Genomic DNA, 18,921 nt, shown 5'->3' with positions numbered 1-18,921 from the left:
ATCAGCGCGGAGGCTCCTCCACGGTGATGTCGGCCACGGTCGCGCCGTAGGCGGCCACGAGGGCGTCCGCGTCGACGAAGGCGCTGCGCCCGTCGGCGCCGGCTCCCATCGCCACGCGGCGGCCGAGGATCCGCTCGTCGGCGTAGACCGGCCAGGCCGTCGTGGAGCCGATCGGGGTGATGGTGCCGCGCCGGTAGCCGGTCGCCTCGAGGGCGGCCGTCTCGTCCGGGAGGCGGAGCTTGTTCACTCCGACCACCGCGCGCAGCTTCGGCCACGCGATCTGCCGCCCGCCGGGGACGAGGGCGAACAGGTAGCCGCCGTCGTGGCGCTTCACCACGAGCGACTTCACGATGTCGCCGGGCTCGATGCCGAGCAGCGCGGCCGCCTCGTGCAGGCTGCCGGCAGCGGGCCTCTCCACGATCTCGACCGCCAGGCCGCGGGCGGACGCGTCCGCCTCCAGCCGCTGCGAACCGTCCTCCACAGGTGTGCTCCCGTTCATCTCTCCACCTCTCTGCTCGTCACTCCGCCTTCCCCAACACAGGATCTGGGAGAATCGATACCGATGTCCTCCACTCTCACGGCCGCCCCGCCCGCGCGCACCGCGCCGGCGCTCCGGATCGGCCCCCTCGAACTCGACGCGCCGGTGGTGCTCGCCCCCATGGCTGGCATCACCAACACGGCGTTCCGCCGCCTCTGCCGCGAGTTCGGCAACGGCCTCTACGTGAGCGAGATGATCACCTCCCGCGCGCTCGTCGAGCGCACGCCGGAGTCGATGCGCCTCATCCGCCACCACCCCAGCGAGTCGGTGCGCTCGATCCAGCTCTACGGAGTGGACCCGGTCACGGTCGCCGAGGCGGTCACCATGCTCGTCGCCGAGGACCGGGCCGACCACATCGACCTCAACTTCGGCTGCCCCGTGCCCAAGGTCACCCGGAAGGGCGGGGGAGCGGCCCTGCCGTGGAAGCTCCCGCTGTTCCGGCAGATCGTCGAGGGCGCCGTGAAGGCCGCCGGCGACGTCCCGCTCACCGTCAAGATGCGCAAGGGCATCGACCCGGACCACCTCACCTACCTCGAGGCCGCCCGTGCCGCCGAGGGCGCCGGGGTCGCGTCGATCGCGCTGCACGCGCGCACCGCCTCCGAGTTCTACAGCGGGCACGCCGACTGGTCGGCGATCGCCATGCTCAAGGAGACGGTCACGAGCGTGCCCGTGCTGGGCAACGGCGACATCTGGTCGGCCGAGGACGCGCTGCGGATGATGGCCGAGACGGGCTGCGACGGAGTCGTCGTCGGTCGCGGCTGCCTCGGGCGCCCCTGGCTCTTCGGCGACCTCGCCGCCGCGTTCGCCGGCTCCGACGAGCGGTTCCGCCCCTCGCTCGGGCAGGTCGCCGAGGCGTTCCGACGCCACGCGGAGCTGCTCGTCGACTTCTTCGAGAGCGAGGAGCGCGGCTGCCGCGACATCCGCAAGCACGTCGCCTGGTACTTCAAGGGCTACGCCGTCGGCGGCGACCTCCGCGCTCGCCTGGCCACCGTCGAGTCGCTCGCGCAGCTCGACGAGCTCCTGGCGACGCTCGACTGGACGCAGCCCTATCCGGGCGAGGCGGCCGAGGGGCAGCGGGGCCGCGCCGGCTCGCCCAAGGTCCCCTCCCTCCCGGACCGCTGGCTCGAGTCCCGCGAGCTCGACGCCGGGCAGCGCGACGCGGTCTCGGCCGCCGAGATCCACAACAGCGGTGGATGACCGCGCGCTCTGGGGGTACTCGCTCGTCGACACCGAGCGATTCCTGCCGGAGGACCACTCGACCCGCCGCTCCGACTTCGCCCGCGACCGCGCCCGGCTCTTCCACTCCAGCGCGCTCCGCCGCCTGGCCGCGAAGACCCAGGTGCTCAGCCCCACGGCGGGCGTCGACTTCGCGCGCAACCGCCTGACCCACTCGCTCGAGGTGGCGCAGATCGGCCGGGAGCTCGCCACGAGCCTCGACCTCGACCCCGACGTCGTCGACACGGCCTGCCTCGCGCACGACATCGGGCATCCGCCGTTCGGGCACAACGGCGAGCGCGCGCTCAACACCTGGGCCGAGGGGATCGGCGGCTTCGAGGGCAACGCGCAGACCTTCCGGCTGCTCACGCGGCTCGAGCCGAAGGTGTTCGGCGACGACGCCCGCCCCTACGGGCTGAACCTCACCCGCGCCAGCATCGACGCGAGCTGCAAGTACCCCTGGCCCGACACGCGCTCGGTCGCCGACCCGTCGGGGCGCGCCAAGTTCGGGTTCTACGCCGACGACGCCCCCGCGTTCGCCTGGATGCGCGAGGGCGCCCCCGAGGGGGTGCGCTGCATCGAGGCCGAGGTGATGGACCTCTCGGACGACATCGCCTACTCCGTGCACGACTTCGAGGACGCGGTGGTCTCCGGCTACATCGACGTCGAAGCACTCGGCTCCCGCGCCGACCACGAGGACCTCGTGCAGTCGATGCACTCCTGGGTCGGCGGGGAGGTCGGACACGACGAGCTCGTCGCCGCTTTCGACCGTCTCGACTCGCTCGACGTGTGGGTCTCCTCCTGGGACGGCTCCCGCCGCGACCAGGCCCGGCTCAAGAACCTCACCAGCCAGCTCATCGGCCGCTTCGCCGCCGCCGCCACCGAGGCCACCCGCGAGGCGTACCAGCACCCCGACCTCGTCCGCTTCGGCGGCCACGTCGTCGTCCCCCGCGAGCAGCAGGCCGAGATCGCCGTGCTCAAGGGGATCGTCGCGACGTTCGTGATGTCGCGGAACACCCGCCAGCCCATCTACGCCCAGCAGCGCGAAGTCCTCACCCGCCTCGCCGACACGCTCCTCGATCGCGGCCCGGGAACCCTCGAGCCCGGCTTCGCCGAGGACTGGCACGCCGCCCCCGACGACGACGCCCGCCGCCGCGTCGTCGTCGACCAGGTCGCCAACCTCACCGACCAGAGCGCCCTCGCCTGGTTCGAGAGGCTGTGCTGAATTCCACGCCGGTCCTCGCCCGGCGTGGCGCGGTCGGCTCGGCGACGTGGGGCGTTTCGTAGAGCGGGGTGCGTCCGCCTAGGGCGATCCGCTGGGACGCGGATCGGCCGTTCGGCTGTGCTTGATCCCACGCCGGTCCTCGCCCGGCGTGGCGCGGTCGGCTTGGCGACGTGGTGCGGTTCGTGGAGCGGGGTGCGTCCGCCTAGGGCGATCCGCTGGCACGCGGATCGGCCGTTCGGCGGTGCCGGTGGCACGCCGGTCCCTGCCCGGCGTGGCGCGGTCGGCTCGGCGACGTGGTGCGTTTCGTGGAGCGGGGTGCGTCCGCCTAGGGCGATCCGCTGGCACGCGGATCGGCCGTTCGGCGGTGGCGGTGCACGCCGGTCACCGCCAGGCGTCACCGCGGTCGGCTTGTCGGGGTGGTGCGATTCGTGGAGCGGGGTGCGTCCGCCTAGGGCGATCCGCTGGCACGCGGATCGGCCGTTCAGCGGTGCCGGGAGCACGCCGGTCACCGCCAGGCGTCACCGCGGTCGGCTTGCGGGATGGCGGGTTCCAGGGAGCCGGATGCGTCCGTCCGAGGCGATGCGCTGGCGTGCGGGTCGGCCGGTCGGCTCGGAGGGCGGGGAGGGCACCGCACCGCGAGGCGCGGAGGGGCGCGGGGCGGCGGGTACGGTGAGGGCGTGGGAGCGGAGCGGACACGGCAGCGGATCCTCGAGGCGGCGACGGAGGAGTTCGCGGCGCACGGGCTGGCGGGAGCGCGGGTCGACCGCATCGCGGCACGGTCGGGGATGAGCAAGCCGATGCTGTACTCGCACTTCGGAGCGAAGGAGCGGCTGTTCGACGCGGTGTTCGACGCGCACGTGCTCGCCAACGCCCAGCGGGTGCCCTTCACGGCGGCGGACCCCGCGGACTACGCGAGACGGCTCTACGACGACTACCTGGCCGACCCCGCGCTGATGCGCCTGGTCATGTGGAAGCGGCTCGAGCAGGAGCCGGACGGCTACCTCTACGCGGGCAACGAGGGCATCGACGAGGCGAACCTCGCCGACATCGCGGAGCAGCAGCGCGCCGGCCTCCTCCGCCCCGACCTCGACCCTGCCGACCTCTGGACCCTCCTCATCGCGACCGCCGCGGCCTGGGCCCAGGGATCCGTCACCACGGTCGCCGACCCCGGCGACCCCGACCCGGTGCACCAGCGCCGACGAGCCGCACTGGGACAGGTCGTCGATGCGGCCCTGCGACTCCGCTGACGATCCCGGAGAAGCTACCAACCGGTACGTAGTGTTGCCGGCATGCTCACCACTGCACTCCTCGCCGAGCGTCCCGGCGACTCCCTCCGCCCCACCGTCGTCGAGCGGCGCGAGCTGCGCGCCGACGACCTGGACGTCCGCGTCGACTTCTGCGGTGTCTGCCACAGCGACCTCCACGCGCTGGGCGCCGACGCCGGATTCCCGCTCGTCCCCGGCCACGAGTTCGTCGGCGAGGTCCTCGCCGTCGGCACGGGAGTCACGGCGTTCCATCCGGGCGACGCGGTCGCGGTGGGGAACATCGTCGACTCGTGCGGCGAGTGCGGCATGTGCCGCGCGGGCCAGGAGAACTTCTGCGCGAGCTTCCCGACGCTCACCTACGGCGGCACGGACCGGATCGACGGGACGCCCACGCTCGGGGCGTACTCCGGCCGGTACGTCGTGAGCGAGCGGTTCGCCTACGCACTCCCCGAGGGCCTGGACCCGGCCGCGGCCGCACCGCTTCTCTGCGCGGGGATCACGGTCTGGGAGCCGTTGAGAGCGTCGGGAGTCGGGCCCGGGACCCGGCTCGGTGTGGCGGGCCTCGGCGGACTCGGCCACCTGGCGGTCCGCCTCGGCGCGGCTCTCGGCGCCGAGGTCACGCTCCTGACCACGTCACCGGGCAAGGAGGCGGACGCCCGCCGGCTCGGAGCGCAGCACGTCGTCGTCACGACGGACGCGGAGGCGCTCACCGCCGCCCGCGACTCGCTCGACGTCGTGATCGACACGGTGTCCGCCCCGCACGACCCGGCTGACTACCTGCGCGTGCTCGCCCTCGACGGCACCCTGTTCCTCCTCGGGCACCTCGGCACGGTGACGGTCGACGTCCTGGACCTGCTCGTCGGCAGGAAGCGGCTCGCCTCGGCCGGCAGCGGAGGGCGCCGCTGCACGCAGGACCTGCTCGACTTCTGCGCCGCGGAGGGCGTCGCCGCGGAGGTGGAGGTGCTGCCGGTCGCGGAGGTCGGGACCGCCCTCGACCGGCTGGCGAGGAACGACGTGCGCTACCGCTTCGTCCTCGACCTCCGCGGCATCGACGACGACCTCCGGTGACGCCGCCTGTCGAGGATCAGCCGGCGAGCAGCTGCCCGTAGCGCTCCGCGGGATCGAGAGCGAGGCCGGCCTTGACGCTGCGGGCGATGTCGTCGGCGAGCACCTCGGAGTCGCCGCGCTCGAGGCCGTCGAGGGCGGCGGTCACGATCGCCTCCGGCGAGGACTTGGGCGCGTCCGTCCAGGACGCCATGTCGGTGTCGACGAACCCCATGTGCAGCCCGAGGACCTGGGTGCCCTGCTCGGCCAGAGCGAGGCGGAGGCCGTCGGTCGCGCTCCACGCCGCGGCCTTCGACATCGAGTAGGACTCGGCGCCCGGGAACGACGTGAAGGACGACACGGACAGCACGTTGAGCACGCCGCCGCCGCCGGTGCGACGGAGGTGGCCGGCGAAGGCGCGGGTCAGCAGGAGCGGTCCGAAGGCGTTCGTCTCGACGGTGCGGCGGATCTCGGCGATGTCGCCGGTGAGGAAGGGCACGGTCGGCGCGATGCCCGCATTGTTGACGAGGATCTGCAGGGCGCCGAGCTCGGCGGCCAGCTCCTCGATGCGCACCGGGTCCGTCACGTCGAGCGCGACGGGGACGACGCCCTCGCTCACCGCGATCGAGGAGACGTCGCGGGCGGCGGCGTAGACGGTGCGGGCGCCGCGGGCGCGGAGCTGCCGGACGAACTCGGCGCCGATGCCCCGGTTGGCGCCGGTGACGAGGGCGGTGGAATCGTGGATCTGCATGGGGTCCGCTTTCTGTAGCGATCGATAAAGAACGGGTGGCGAGGACGCTAGCACATTCCGTAGCGCCTGCTATAGATTGATGGGCATGGCAGGACGACCGAGGAGCTTCGATCGCGGAGCGGCGCTGCGGACCGCGATGAACCGCTTCTGGAGCGACGGCTACGACGAGACGACGGTCGCGGTGCTCACCCGGGACATCGGCATCTCGGCCCCGAGCCTCTACGCCGCCTTCGGCGACAAGGACGAGCTCTTCGAGGCCGCCGCGGCCTGCTACGCCGGCACCGCGAACGCCGTGCTCGAGGAGCTGCTCGACCGGCCGACGGCGCGCGAGGCCGTCGCCGCCGTCGTCCGAGTCAGTGCGGAGGGGTACTCGGCGCCCGGCACTCCTGCCGGCTGCTTCGTGCTGAGCGAGCCGCGGCTCGAGGCCCGTCGCCGCGAGATGGAGGCGCTCGTCGCCGCACGAGTCGAGCGCGGGATCGAGGAGGGCGACGTGCCGCCGGAGACGGACGCCGGATCCGTCGCCGCCTTCGTCGTCGCCGTGCTCAGCGGGATGTCGACGCAGGCCCGCGACGGAGCACCGGCGGATCGCATCGCGGTCATCGGCGAGCTCGCACTCGACGCGCTGCCGGCGGCCACGGGCGTGCGAGCCGCAGGGCGCACGCCGGGAGCTCCCGGATGAGGCCGCGTCGGCCCCGTCTCGGCCTCCTCGCCCTGGTCGTCGCGGGGCTGCTGCTGATCCAGCCCGCCGCGGCCTCGGCGGCACCGCTGCTCCCTCCCGCGAACGGCGTCCTCGACTACCAGCTGGGAGGCGCCTACGCTACGGCGTCGAGCGTCACCATTGTCGACCGCGACCGCACGGACGCGCCCGCCGCCGGCCGCTACAGCATCTGCTACGTGAACGCCTTCCAGACCCAGCCCGGCGAGAGCGCCGCCTTCGCGAAGCGGCACCCCGAGCTCCTGGTGAGGCGAGCGGACGGGAAGCCCCTCGCCGATCCGGGCTGGCCGGACGAGTACCTCTTCGACGTCTCGACCGCCGCGAAGCGGACCGCTCTGCTCGCGATCGTCGGCGCCTGGATCGACGGCTGCGCCGAGGACGGCTTCGACGCCGTCGAGGCCGACAATCTGGACAGCTACACCCGCTCGGGCGGGAGGCTGACGAAGTCGCAGGCGCAGGCGTTCGCCACCCTCCTGACGGCGCGCGCTCACCGCGCCGGCCTGGCGATCGGCCAGAAGAACGGAGCCGATCTCGCCGCTGCCGGGAAGAGGACGGTCGGCTTCGACTTCGCCGTCGTCGAGGAGTGCCAGGTCTACGACGAGTGCGCGGCGTACACGGACGTCTACGGGCGCCAGGTCTACGAGATCGAGTACACCGACAACGGCCGGTCCGCCTACTCCGAGGCCTGCGCAACGCGGGGCCGGAGCATCTCGGTCACCCTCCGCGACCGCGACGTCGTCCCCCGTGGCGCACCGGGCTACGTGAACCGGCACTGCTGACGCCGGGCGGACGCTACCGCAGGGCTCCCAGCACGACGGCCGCGGCGCGGGCGACCAGCGCGTCGTCGTAGTCCGCCTCGGGGTCGTTGCGCGACGAGAGGATCGACAGCACGACCGCGTCCCGCCCGGGAGGCGTCACCACGGCGACGTCGTTGCGGATCCCGCCGGCGCCCCCGGACTTGTCCGCGACGCTCCAGCCGGCCGGAGCGCCCGCCCGGACGAGAGTGTCGCCGGTCGCGTTGCCGCTCATCCAGTCGAGCAGGAGTGCCCGGTCCTCCGCGGACCGCACGTCACCTGTGGCGACCGCGGCGAGGTCCGCCGTGAACGCGGCCGGGGTGGTGGTGTCGTCGATGCTGCCGGGCTCGATCGTGTTCAGAGCGGGCTCCTCGTTCACCACCTCGGTGGTGGTGTCGCCGAGAGCCTCGAGTCCACGGTCGAGGGCGGAGGGTCCGCCGAGGCGCCGGAGGACGAGATTCAGCGCTGTGTTGTCGCTCCGGCGGACGGCCGCCTCGGCGAGCTGCGACAGCGGCAGGCCGGTGGCGGTGCTCTCCTCCGTGACGGGGGAGTAGCCCGCCGCCTCGACGTCGGCCACGGTCCAGGTGACCACCTCGTCCCGCTCGGCGGCGGGGACGGTGCGCAGGAACTCCGCCGCGGCGAGGGCTTTGAGGCTCGAGGCGAAGCCGAAGCGCTCGTCGGCCCGGTGATCGACCCGGCGACCCGAGCCGGTGTCGACGGCGCTGACGCCGATCCGGGCGTCGAACTCGTTCTCGAGCGCGGCCAGCTCGGCGGAGACGTCGATCGGAGGAGGGGTGGCGGAGGAGGCCGACGGCGGCACGGAGGCGGACGACGGCGGCGCGACCGGGGTGTCCGCCGTGGTGGTGCACCCTGCGAGGGCCAGGAGGAGGGCGGAAGCCGCGAGTGCGCGGAGGGTCCGCGACGACCCTCTCGAACGGTTCACAGCGCGGAGTAGACGACGAAGAAGGCGACGGCGGCCGCCGCGGTGACGCCGAGCGCCGCGAGCGAGACGAGTGCGCGCGGCCTCCTCCGCACGACGGCCAGGACGAGGAAGCCCGCGCCCAGGACGATCTGGAGCCACCAGTACACCGGACTCGTGGTGTCGGCGACCGCGCCCAGCGCCCAGACGCCCTCGCCGATCAGCACGCCCGAGAGCGGCGCGACGGCCAGGACGCGCCACGTCCTCGAGCCGTGGAGGGTGAGTGCGGCGGCGGCGCCCAGGATCGGCCCGGCGGGGACGGCGAGCAGCCAGAAGACGTCCGTGAAGGGAGGCGAGTAGCCGAAGCCGCGCGCTGCGGTCACCAGGTCGTAGCCCTCGAGCAGCGCCCAGAAGCTCAGCAGGCCGAGCGCCGCCCCCGCTGCCGGTCGGACGCCGCCGAGGCGCACGAGCGCGAACACGAGCATGGACCAGCCCCCGGAGGAGTTGGCGAACGAGCTCACCGACGGCGGGAGCGAGCCCTGGAGCAGGCTGGTGAGCCCGCCCAGGACGAGACCGCCGAGCAGGGCGACGAGCAGAGCACGCAGGAGAGGCGGGCTGGAGGCGGCAGGGGGCATGGGTCGATTCTCGGAGACGGCGGGCGGGTGCGGATCAGGGATGACCCTGATCTCGGGGTGCGGGGCCGATCACAGGTCTCCGGGGTGTTCCGCGCCGCCCTGGTGCAGTTCTCCCCACCCCGGCTCGGCGGCTCCGGCGGCCGATACGATGGACCCCATGCCTCGGATCCGACAGTCAGATGTCGAGGAGGTCAAGGCGCGGGTGAACATCGGCGACGTGATCGGCGAGTACGTCACGCTGAAGTCGGCCGGCATCGGCTCGCTGAAGGGCCTCTGCCCCTTCCACGACGAGCGCAGCCCCAGCTTCCACGTCCGCCCGCAGGCCGGCTTCTACCACTGCTTCGGCTGCCAGGAGTCGGGCGACGTCTACAGCTTCGTCATGAAGATGGACCACAGCTCGTTCAGCGAGACCGTCGAGCGCCTCGCCGGGCGGATCGGCTTCCCGCTGCAGTACGAGGACGGCGACGGCCGCGCGCCCGAGACCGGCGGGCGAGCGCGCCTCCTCGCCGCGAACGACGCCGCGGAGGAGTACTTCCGCGAGCAGCTCGCGACCCCGGGCGCCGACGTCGGTCGGCGCTTCCTCGGCGAGCGGGGCTTCGACCGCGCCGCCGCCGACCGCTTCGGCGTCGGCTTCGCACCCGACGGCTGGGACGGGCTCACGACCGCGCTCAAGCGCCGCGGCTTCTCGGAGGAGGAGCTGACCACGGCCGGCCTGGTCAGCAGCAACAACCGCGGCGGCGTCTACGACCGCTTCCGCGGCCGCCTCGTCTGGCCGATCCGCGACGTGACCGGCCAGACCGTCGGCTTCGGCGCCCGCCGCCTCCTCGAGGAGGACAAGGGCCCCAAGTACCTCAACACCCCCGAGACGCCCGTCTACCACAAGTCCCAGGTGCTCTACGGGCTCGACCTCGCCAAGCGGGACATCTCCCGCGGGCACCGGGTGGTCGTCGTCGAGGGCTACACGGACGTCATGGCCTGCCACCTCGCCGGCGTCACCACCGCGGTCGCCACCTGCGGCACCTCCTTCGGCGTCGACCACATCAAGGTGCTGCGCCGGGTGCTGGGCGACGACAGCGGCGTCGGCGAGGTCGTCTTCACCTTCGACCCCGACGCGGCGGGCCAGAAGGCGGCGATGCGCGCGTTCCAGGAGGAGCACCGCTTCGCCGCGCAGACCTTCGTCGCCGTCGCGCCCGAGGGCCTGGACCCCTGCGACCTCCGCCTGAACCGCGGAGACGACGCCGTCCGCCGCCTCATCGACGACAAGAAGCCGATGTTCGAGTTCGTGATCCGGCAGCTGCTGGACCGCTACGACCTCGAGACGGTCGAGGGCCGGATCGCGGCCCTGCGCGCGGCCGCCCCGGTCGTCGCCGAGATCCGCGACCCGGCGCTGCGGCCCGGCTACTCCCGCGAGCTCGCCCGGATGCTCGGCCTGGACATGGCCGAGGTCAACTCCGCCGTGCGCTCCGCCGGATCCCGGCCCCGCTCCTCCGGACCCGACGGCCGCGACCAGCAGGGCGGGCGGGGCGGCGGCGAATCGTCCGCGGCCGAGGCGCCCCTCGGCGCGCGCATCGCCGACCTCCCCGTCGACGTCGTCACGCGCATCGAGCGCGAGGCGCTGATGGCGATGCTCCAGCTTCCGCAGGCGATGGGTCCGGAGCTCCTGGCCCGGGCGGCGCACGCGGCGGTCACCAACGAGACCCTCCGCGTGGTCCGCGACGCCGTGGTCGCGAACCTCGAGCGGGCGGAGGACCGCGACTGGGTCGAGCACGTCGCCGACGACGTCCCCGGCCCCTTCGCCTCGCTGGTGCGCCAGCTCGCGGTGGCGCCGATCCCGGCCGCCGACGAGGAGGGGCTCGCCCGCTACTCCCGCGACGTGGCGATCTCGCTCATCGAGCGCGATCTGCTCCGCGAGATCGCCGAGCTGCGCGGGGCGCTCCAGCGCGCGTCCGCCGATCCGGTGATGGCGCGCGCGGTGCAGGTGCGCCTGGTCGAGCTCGAGCGCGAGAAGCGGGCGCTGCGCACGGAGTGAGCGTGTTGCGGTCGTGTGAAGAAATCGGCCGCACGCCCGTGCCGGTTCGGAGAGCGCTTCCAACTGTGTTACCTATGAGGAACAGCAATGCGGGCGTCCAGTGTCGTGACGCCACAGCCCACAGGAGATCTGTGTGCCGAGAGTCCGCGCGCCCGGAGCGCGCCCGCATCCCATCCTTGACAGGAAGAGGCAGACGGAGATGAATTCCGCATCCACTCGCGGCACCCGTGCACTGGCCGCCGCCGCAGGCTTCGCCGCGGTCGCGCTCGTGCTGACGGGCTGCGCCGCCGGCGGGAACGACTCGTCCGGCGGAAGCGCCGGAGGGGCCCTGACCATCGGCACCACCGACAAGATCACGACGCTCGACCCCGCGGGCTCCTACGACAACGGCTCGTTCGCCGTGATGAACCAGGTGTTCCCGTTCCTGATGAACACCCCCTACGGCAGCCCGGACGTCGAGCCCGACATCGCCGAGTCGGCGGAGTTCACCGCTCCCACGGAGTACACCGTGAAGCTGAAGGAGGGACTGAAGTGGGCCAACGGCCACGACCTCACCTCCTCCGACGTGAAGTTCTCCTTCGACCGCCAGGTCGGCATCGCGGCCGAGAACGGCCCGTCCTCGCTCCTGGCGAACCTCGACAGCGTCGCGGCTCCGGACGACACGACCGTGGTCTTCACGCTGAAGTCCGAGAACGACCAGACCTTCCCGCAGATCCTCTCGAGCCCCGCCGGCCCGATCGTGGACGAGGAGGTCTTCTCGGCCGACGAGCTGACCGCGGACGCCGACATCGTCTCGGGCGACGCCTTCGCCGGCCAGTACACGATCGCGAACTACGACGTGAACAACCTCATCCAGTACAAGGCGTACCCGGACTACCAGGGCGTTCTCGGCGAGGCGAAGACGGACACCGTCAACGTCAAGTACTACGCGGACTCGTCCAACCTCAAGCTGGACATCCAGGAGGGGAACATCGACGTCGCGTTCCGCAGCCTCTCGGCGACGGACATCGACGACCTCCGCGGCAACGACACGGTCAAGGTCGTGGACGGCCCCGGCGGCGAGATCCGCTACATCGTCTTCAACTTCGACACCCAGCCCTTCGGCGCGACGACCGGCGAGGCCGACAGCGCCAAGGCCCTCGCCGTGCGCCAGGCCGTCGCTGACCTGATCGACCGCGACGAGATCGCCGACCAGGTCTACAAGGGCACCTACACCCCCCTCTACTCCTACGTCCCCGCCGGCCTGACCGGCGCGGTCGAGCCGCTCAAGTCGCTCTACGGCGACGGCAACGGCGCGCCCGACGCCGACAAGGCGAAGGCGACCCTCGAGGCCGCCGGCGTCACCGCTCCGGTCACCCTGAACCTGCAGTACTCGAACGACCACTACGGTCCGTCCTCGGGCGACGAGTACGCGCTGATCAAGGACCAGCTGGAGTCGACCGGCCTCTTCACCGTGAACCTGCAGACCACGGAGTGGGTGCAGTACTCGAAGGACCGCTCGAGCGACGTCTACCCGGCGTACCAGCTCGGCTGGTTCCCCGACTACTCCGACGCCGACAACTACCTCTCGCCGTTCTTCATCAAGGAGAACTTCCTCGCCAACCACTTCGACGACGCCGAGGTGCAGAGCCTGATCGCGCAGCAGGTCTCGACCACCGACGCCGACGCGCGCACCGCGCTGATCGAGCAGATCCAGGAGAAGGTCGCGGCGCAGCTCTCGACCGTCCCCTACCTGCAGGGCTCGCAGGTCGCGGTCGTCGGCAGCACCGTGAGCGGAGCCGAGGACACCCTCGACGCCTCGTTCAAGTTCCGCTACGCGGCACTCAGCAAGGGCTGATCCACCCCCCTCGCGGCCGGCGCCTCCCCGACAGGAGGCGCCGGCCGTTCTCCACGAAAGGCATCACGTGACGACAGCCACGACGGCTGCGGCGACGGCGCCCACCCGGCGACCGCGCGGCTCCGGGGGCGGACTCGGGCGCTACCTGCTCGTCCGCTTCCTGCTCATCATCCCCACCGTCTTCATCCTCGTGACGCTGGTGTTCCTCCTCATGCGCTCCACGGGCGACCCGATCACGGCGGCCCTCGGCGGCCGCCTGACCGCGGACCAGCTCGCCGAGCGCGTAGCCGCCGCCGGCTACGACCGGCCGCTGATCGTGCAGTACCTCGAGTACCTCGGCAAACTGCTGACCGGCGACTTCGGCACCACCCTGAGCGACAACCGCCCCGTCACCGAGGTGCTCCTCACCTACGGCGCTGCGACGGTCGAGCTCGCCTTCTACGCCCTGATCGTGGCGTTCCTGGTCGGCATCCCGCTCGGGATGCTCGCCGCCTACCACCGCGACCGCACGCCCGACGCGGTGCTGCGCATCTTCGCGATCCTCTGCTACGCGACCCCGGTGTTCTTCGCGGGCCTGCTGCTGAAGCTGGTGTTCTCCGTCTGGCTGAAGTGGTTCCCCGTCGCCGGGCGCGCCTCGACGAGCACCGAGCTCTCGCTCCAGTTCCTCGAGAACAAGACCGGCATCTATCTGATCGACGCGATCCAGACCGGCGACCCGGCCGCGATCTCGGACGTGCTCTCTCACGCGGTGCTCCCCGCCGTCGCGCTGGGCCTGCTCACCGCGGGCATCTTCCTGCGCCTGGTGCGCACCAACGTGATCGGCACGCTCGGCACCGATTACGTGGACGCGGCGCGCTCGCGCGGCGTCAGCGAGTTCCGGCTCGTCCGCACCCACGCCTACCGGCCGGCGCTCATCCCGATCATCACCGTGATCGGCCTGCAGATAGCCCTGCTGCTCGGCGGCGCCGTCCTCACCGAGACCACCTTCGAGTGGAAGGGCCTCGGCTTCCAGCTCGCCGAGTACCTCCAGGCCCGCGACTTCGTGGCCGTGCAGGGCATCGTCGCCCTGCTCGCCGTCATCGTGGCGCTGACCAACTTCATCGTCGACGTCATCGCGGCGCTCATCGACCCGCGAGTGAGGTACTGAGCATGAGCACCACCTCCCCGGCGCGTCCGCGCCGCCGCCTCGTCGACCGCCTGCCGGTCGTCCACCAGCTCCGGCAGAGCGTCGGCCTCCAGCGGGGAATGCTCGTCACCGGCCTGATCATCACCGGCGCGTTCCTGCTGGTGGCCCTGTTCGCGCCCCTGATCGCGCCCTACGGCTACTCGCAGCTGCGCTCGGGCGGCGAGTCGTTCGGCGCGCAGGAGCCGCCGAGCGCGGAGCACCTGCTCGGCACCACCGTCGGCGGCTACGACGTCCTCTCGCGAGTGATCTGGGGAGCGCAGACCGCGTTCCTCGTGATCGTCGTCGCCGTGGTCCTGTCGATCTTCCTCGGCGTCTTCCTCGGCCTCGTCTCCGGCTACCTCGGCGGCTGGCTCGACCGCGTGCTCGTCGTGATCTGCGACGCGATCTACGCGTTCCCGACCCTGCTGCTGGCGATCGTGATGTCGATCGTCATCTCCGGCGGGCAGTCGAACCTCTGGGCCGGCATCTTCGCCGCGGCGGTCTCGATCACCGTGGTCTACATCCCGCAGTACTTCCGCGTGATCCGGGCCGAGACAGTGCGGATCAAGGGCGACGCCTTCGTCGAGTCGGCGAAGGTCATCGGAGCGTCGACGCCGCGGATCATGTTCCGCCACGTCCTGCGGAACGCGACGCGCACGCTGCCGCTGATCTTCACGCTGAACTCCTCCGAGGCGATCCTGACCCTCGCCGGCCTGGGCTTCCTCGGCTTCGGCATCGAGCCGACGTCGGCCGCGGAGTGGGGCTACGACCTCAACAAGGCGCTGTCGGACGTCACGAGCGGCATCTGGTGGACCTCGGTCTTCCCGGGCCTGGCTATCGTGCTCGTGGTGCTGGGCATCACCCTCGTGGGCGAGAGCCTGAACGACCTCGCCGACCCGCGCCTGCGCGGTCGGCGCGCGGTGGCCGCCGGTGCCGGCGACGTCGCCGCGACGTCCGTCGTGCCGGGCGGCGTCCTCGCCGCCGACGGCCTGGAGACGCCGGGGCACGACCCCGTCGCCGGAGTGGAGGAGACGCGATGAGCGACCAGCGCATCGTCCGGGACGCCTCAGCGCGTCCGATCGTGGACATCACCGACCTCGAGGTCGCCTTCGCGAGCGACCGCGGCGCCGTCCGCGCCGTCGCCGGGGTGAGCCTGCGCGTCGAGCGCGGCGAGGTCCTGGCGATCGTCGGAGAGTCCGGCAGCGGCAAGACCGTGACCGCGAAGACCATCCTCGGCCTCCTGCCCGAGACGGCCACCGCCTCCGGAGTGGTCCTGCTCTCGAAGAAGGACGGCAGCGCGGCGACCGATGTCGTCTCCGTGCCGAAGGCCCGCCTCCGGGAGCTGCGCGGCACCGACGTCGCCATGGTCTTCCAGGAGCCGGGCACCGCCCTCAACCCGGTCTTCACGGTGGGCTGGCAGATCGCGGAGGGACTGCGCGCTCACGGCTCCGTCTCGAAGAAGGAGGCGCGCAAGCGCGCGATCGACGTCCTGCGCACCGTCGGCATCCCGGAGCCGGAGAAGCGGGTCGACTACTACCCGCACCAGTTCTCGGGCGGCCAGAAGCAGCGCGTGGTCATCGCGATGGCGCTGGTCCTGGATCCCGGTCTGATCGTCGCGGACGAGCCGACCACCGCGCTCGACGTGACCGTGCAGGCCGAGATCCTCGACCTGCTCCGCCGCTGCCGCGACGAGTTCGGCACCTCGATCGTGCTGATCACCCACAACATGGGCGTCGTCGCCGATCTGGCCGACCGCGTCGCCGTGATGTACCAGGGCGAGCTGGTCGAGGAGGCGACGGTCTCCGAGCTGTTCTCGGCGCCGAAGGCCGAGTACACGAGGAAGCTCCTCGCCGCCGTCCCGCACGTGGGCCAGGGCGTCGAGCGCGCCCGCGTCCGCGCCGTTGAGCGCGCCGGGGCCCCCGAGGCCGAGACGCTCGTCGCCGCCGAGGGCCTGCGGATCCAGTACCCCGGCCGGCTCGGCCGTCCCGGCTTCGTCGCGGTCGACGGCGTCTCGCTGCGCATCCGCGCGGGCGAGGTGCTCGGCCTCGTCGGCGAGAGCGGCTCGGGCAAGACCACCATCGGGCGCGCCATCGCGGGCCTGACGCCGGTGACCGGCGGGTCGCTGAAGGTCCTCGGCAAGGAGATGCGCGGCATCCGCGAGCGCGCCTTCCGGCCGGTCCGCGGCGACATCGGCTTCGTGTTCCAGGACCCGGCGTCGAGCTTCAACCCGCTGCTCACCATCGCGGAGTGCGTGGCCGAGCCGCTGATCGTGCACGGACGGGCCGGCGACGCCGCCGGGGCGCGCTCGCGCGTCGACGAGCTCCTGGAGGCGGTGCAGCTGCCCCGCTCCTACGGCGACCGCTACCCGCACGAGCTCTCCGGCGGCCAGCGCCAGCGCGCCAGCCTCGCCCGGGCCCTGGCCCTCGAGCCGAAGCTGCTGATCGCCGACGAGCCCACCTCGGCGCTCGACGTGTCGGTGCAGGCCCGCGTGCTCGAGCTGTTCGCCGAGCTGCAGCGCGAGTTCGGCTTCGCCTCCCTGTTCATCAGCCACGACCTCGCCGTGGTCGACCTGCTCGCCGACCGCATCGCGGTGCTCTACCGCGGCGAGCTGGTCGAGGAGGGGACGGGGGCCGAGGTGCTCGCCGCGCCGAAGCACCCCTACACGCAGCGCCTGCTCGCCTCTCTGCCCGTGCCCGACCCGGTCGAGCAGGCCTCGAGGCGCGAGCTCCTGCGCAGCATCGTCGAGGCGGAGCGCCGGGCGTGAGCCGGACCGCCGAGGATCAGGCCCCCATCGTCGTCGACGACCTCAGCGTCGAGTACCCGCCGCGCGGCATCAGCCGCCGGTGGACGGCGCTGCGGGGAGTGAGCCTCCGCGTGGAGCCGGGGGAGGTGCTCGGGATCCTCGGCGGCAGCGGCTCGGGCAAGTCCACGCTCGCGCGCGTGCTCGGCGGCGACGGCCTGGGGCACGACGGCGGCCGCACGCGTCCGGTGATCATCGGAGGGGACGCGACGGTCGCGGGGCACCGCCTCCGCTCGCTCCCCGCCCGCGAGCTCAAGCGCTTCACCGTCGACGTCGCGCATCTCGCGCAGGACGCCGGAGCGGCCCTCCGCCCCGAGCTGACCGTCTCGGAGCTGATCGCCGAGCCGATCTTCCTCCGCGACCGCCACTACGACCCGAAGGCCGCGGCGGTGCGGGTGGCGACGCTGCTCGACTCCGTGCACCTGCCGCTGTTCCTGCTCGACCGCTACCCCTACGAGCTCTCCAGCGGCCAGCGCCAGCGCGTGGCCGTGGCCCGCTCGCTCGTGCTCGGGCCGAAGGTGCTGATCGCCGACGAGCCGACCTCGGGCATCGACGCGACGGTGCGCGAGTCGATCGTGGACCTCCTCGCCGACCTGCGGCGCCGGGAGGGCTTCGCCGCCGTCGTGGTCAGCCACGACATCGATGTGCTGAGCCGGGCGACCGACCGGATCGCAGTGCTGGTCGGCGGCGAGGTCGTCGCGTACGGGCCGCTGCTGGAGGTTCTGATCGAGGCCCGGCACCCCTACGTGCGCGAGCTCGGAGCGGCCTTCGCCGAGTACGAGCGCTTCGACGCCTCCCGAGCGCAGCGCGTCGAGGCGGCCGACCAGTGACCGTCCCGCGCGTCGCGGTGCTCCCGCGGCCGAAGCCGGTGTTCGCCGAGGCGGTCGAGTCGGGCGGTGGAGTGGTCGTCGGACTCGACGGGGGTCCGGACGCGCTGCTCTGGCTGTCCTACGGCCGCACGGACGAGCTGGCCGCTGTGCTGGAGGAGCACCCGTCGATCCGCTGGGTGCAGCTGCCCTGGGCCGGCGTCGACGTCTTCGCGCCCGTGCTCGCCGCGTCTCGCGCGGACGTGGTCTGGACCAGCGCCAAGGGCGCCTACGCGGAGCCGGTGGCGGAGCACGCGCTCGCGCTGGTGCTCGCCCTCCTGCGCTCGCTGCCGGAGCGGGCGCGCGCCGCGTCGTGGGGGCCGAAGAAGGCGGTCACGCTGCACCGCGCCTCCGTGGTGATCGTCGGAGCAGGAGGGATCGCTCGCGAGCTCCTGCGGCTGCTCGCCGTCTTCGACTGCCGGGTGACGATCGTCCGCCGCGGAGACGAGCCGGTGGAGGGCGCGGCCCGCACCCTGCCGGCGTCGCGGCTCGCCGAGGCCGCGTCGGACGCCGACGTGCTGGTCCTTGCCGCCGCCGCCACCGCGGGCACGGAGCGGATGGTCGACGCGGGTCTGCTCGCGCGGCTCCCCGCCCACGCCGTGCTCGTCAACGTCGCCCGGGGGAGCCTCGTCGACACGGACGCGCTCGTCGCGGCCCTCGCCGAAGGCCGTCTCGCGGGCGCCGCGCTCGACGTGACGGACCCCGAGCCGCTGCCGGACGGGCATCCGCTCTGGAGCGAGCCCCGGTGCCTGATCACGCCCCACAGCGCGGACACCCCCGAGATCACCGCGCCGCTCCTGGCCGAGCGCGTGCGCGCCAACGTGGCCGCCTGTGCCGCCGGCGGGCCGTTCGTCGGCCGCGTCGACCCGGGCTCCGGCTACTGAGTGCGCGCCCGATTTTGCGTTCGCGGAGAGTTTGCTAAAGTAGTACCGCGCTGATCGCCTCCGGGTGGTCGGATGATCCTCGATAGCTCAATTGGCAGAGCAATCGGCTGTTAACCGGTAGGTTCTTGGTTCGAGTCCAAGTCGGGGAGCGAAGGGTCCGGGACTCCACTCTCGGGCCCTTTTTTCGTGCCCGCGAGCGGTCGCCCTCGAGGGCCCACCCGCTCGGACCGACGATCGGA

17 protein-coding genes and 1 tRNA gene are annotated in these 18,921 nt (G+C 72.5%); 14 read left to right on the top strand and 4 right to left on the bottom strand.

The annotated features are described in order from the left end of the window. Position 1: 1 nt before the first annotated feature. Complete coding sequence (locus C5C10_RS07975; protein WP_104223436.1) at positions 2–499, bottom strand: aminoacyl-tRNA deacylase; 498 nt, start codon at positions 497–499, stop codon at positions 2–4. Positions 500–562: 63 nt separating this feature from the next. On the opposite strand from C5C10_RS07975, the gene dusB reads away from it, so the two are divergent. The 4 genes from dusB (at position 563) to C5C10_RS07955 (ending at position 5,311) form a co-directional block, all read left to right on the top strand. Continuing rightward, entirely contained in the window at positions 563–1,735 is a 1,173-nt protein-coding gene (dusB, locus tag C5C10_RS07970) for a tRNA dihydrouridine synthase DusB (RefSeq protein WP_104247508.1), read from the top strand. Continuing rightward, complete coding sequence (locus tag C5C10_RS07965; protein WP_104223438.1) at positions 1,728–2,978, top strand: deoxyguanosinetriphosphate triphosphohydrolase; 1,251 nt, start codon at positions 1,728–1,730, stop codon at positions 2,976–2,978. Before dusB ends, C5C10_RS07965 begins: the two co-directional genes overlap by 8 nt. 677 nt (positions 2,979–3,655) lie before the next feature. Beyond that, positions 3,656–4,225 carry a TetR family transcriptional regulator gene (locus C5C10_RS07960; RefSeq protein WP_104283504.1) on the top strand — a complete coding sequence of 190 codons (570 nt, stop codon included), beginning with the start codon at positions 3,656–3,658 and terminating at the stop codon, positions 4,223–4,225. Between the two features lie 42 nt (positions 4,226–4,267). Then, positions 4,268–5,311 (top strand): NAD(P)-dependent alcohol dehydrogenase, encoded by a 1,044-nt coding sequence (locus C5C10_RS07955; protein ID WP_104328968.1) that lies wholly within the window; start codon positions 4,268–4,270, stop codon positions 5,309–5,311. A gap of 16 nt (positions 5,312–5,327) precedes the next feature. On the opposite strand, the gene C5C10_RS07950 is transcribed toward C5C10_RS07955, so the two are convergent. Next, a complete protein-coding gene (locus C5C10_RS07950) occupies positions 5,328–6,038 on the bottom strand; it encodes an SDR family oxidoreductase (protein ID WP_104328967.1) in 711 nt (236 codons plus the stop codon). An 85-nt stretch (positions 6,039–6,123) separates the two neighbouring features. On the opposite strand from C5C10_RS07950, the gene C5C10_RS07945 reads away from it, so the two are divergent. Then, the gene (locus tag C5C10_RS07945) at positions 6,124–6,717 is read left to right on the top strand and encodes a TetR/AcrR family transcriptional regulator (RefSeq protein ID WP_104328979.1); all 594 of its coding nucleotides are present in this window, start codon (positions 6,124–6,126) and stop codon (positions 6,715–6,717) included. Further along, positions 6,714–7,532, top strand: coding sequence for an endo alpha-1,4 polygalactosaminidase (locus tag C5C10_RS07940; protein ID WP_104328966.1), 819 nt, complete (start codon positions 6,714–6,716; stop codon positions 7,530–7,532). The genes C5C10_RS07945 and C5C10_RS07940 overlap by 4 nt, the downstream gene beginning before the upstream one ends. 13 nt (positions 7,533–7,545) lie before the next feature. Here the strand turns inward: C5C10_RS07940 and bla are convergent, their stop codons facing one another. After that, positions 7,546–8,490, bottom strand: a complete 945-nt coding sequence (gene bla / locus C5C10_RS07935) for a class A beta-lactamase (RefSeq protein WP_104328965.1) — start codon at positions 8,488–8,490, stop codon at positions 7,546–7,548. Continuing rightward, on the bottom strand, positions 8,487–9,101 hold the full coding sequence (locus C5C10_RS07930) for a DUF6518 family protein (protein ID WP_181073417.1): 615 nt from the start codon (positions 9,099–9,101) through the stop codon (positions 8,487–8,489). The genes bla and C5C10_RS07930 overlap by 4 nt, the downstream gene beginning before the upstream one ends. A 157-nt stretch (positions 9,102–9,258) precedes the next feature. Here C5C10_RS07930 and dnaG point away from each other — a divergent pair, with 157 nt between their 5' ends. The 8 genes from dnaG (at position 9,259) to C5C10_RS07890 (ending at position 18,831) form a co-directional block, all read left to right on the top strand. After that, positions 9,259–11,130, top strand: coding sequence for a DNA primase (gene dnaG / locus C5C10_RS07925; RefSeq protein WP_104328964.1), 1,872 nt, complete (start codon positions 9,259–9,261; stop codon positions 11,128–11,130). 199 nt (positions 11,131–11,329) lie between these two features. Beyond that, positions 11,330–12,967, top strand: coding sequence for an ABC transporter substrate-binding protein (locus tag C5C10_RS07920; protein WP_104223443.1), 1,638 nt, complete (start codon positions 11,330–11,332; stop codon positions 12,965–12,967). A gap of 67 nt (positions 12,968–13,034) precedes the next feature. Continuing rightward, entirely contained in the window at positions 13,035–14,114 is a 1,080-nt protein-coding gene (locus C5C10_RS07915) for an ABC transporter permease (protein WP_104223444.1), read from the top strand. Between the two features lie 2 nt (positions 14,115–14,116). Continuing rightward, positions 14,117–15,172, top strand: a complete 1,056-nt coding sequence (locus C5C10_RS07910; protein WP_104226685.1) for an ABC transporter permease — start codon at positions 14,117–14,119, stop codon at positions 15,170–15,172. Next, entirely contained in the window at positions 15,169–16,896 is a 1,728-nt protein-coding gene (locus C5C10_RS07905) for an ABC transporter ATP-binding protein (RefSeq protein ID WP_104328963.1), read from the top strand. The genes C5C10_RS07910 and C5C10_RS07905 overlap by 4 nt, the downstream gene beginning before the upstream one ends. Beyond that, positions 16,893–17,762 (top strand): ATP-binding cassette domain-containing protein, encoded by an 870-nt coding sequence (locus C5C10_RS07900; protein ID WP_258060485.1) that lies wholly within the window; start codon positions 16,893–16,895, stop codon positions 17,760–17,762. The genes C5C10_RS07905 and C5C10_RS07900 overlap by 4 nt, the downstream gene beginning before the upstream one ends. Next, complete coding sequence (locus C5C10_RS07895) at positions 17,759–18,682, top strand: NAD(P)-dependent oxidoreductase (RefSeq protein ID WP_258060484.1); 924 nt, start codon at positions 17,759–17,761, stop codon at positions 18,680–18,682. The genes C5C10_RS07900 and C5C10_RS07895 overlap by 4 nt, the downstream gene beginning before the upstream one ends. A 76-nt stretch (positions 18,683–18,758) precedes the next feature. Next, positions 18,759–18,831 (top strand) — tRNA-Asn (locus C5C10_RS07890). Positions 18,832–18,921: the final 90 nt, after the last annotated feature.

Source organism: Rathayibacter sp. AY1A3, assembly GCF_002930975.1.
GTDB lineage: Bacteria > Actinomycetota > Actinomycetes > Actinomycetales > Microbacteriaceae > Rathayibacter.
This window is presented reverse-complemented; position numbering and strand designations above follow the sequence as displayed.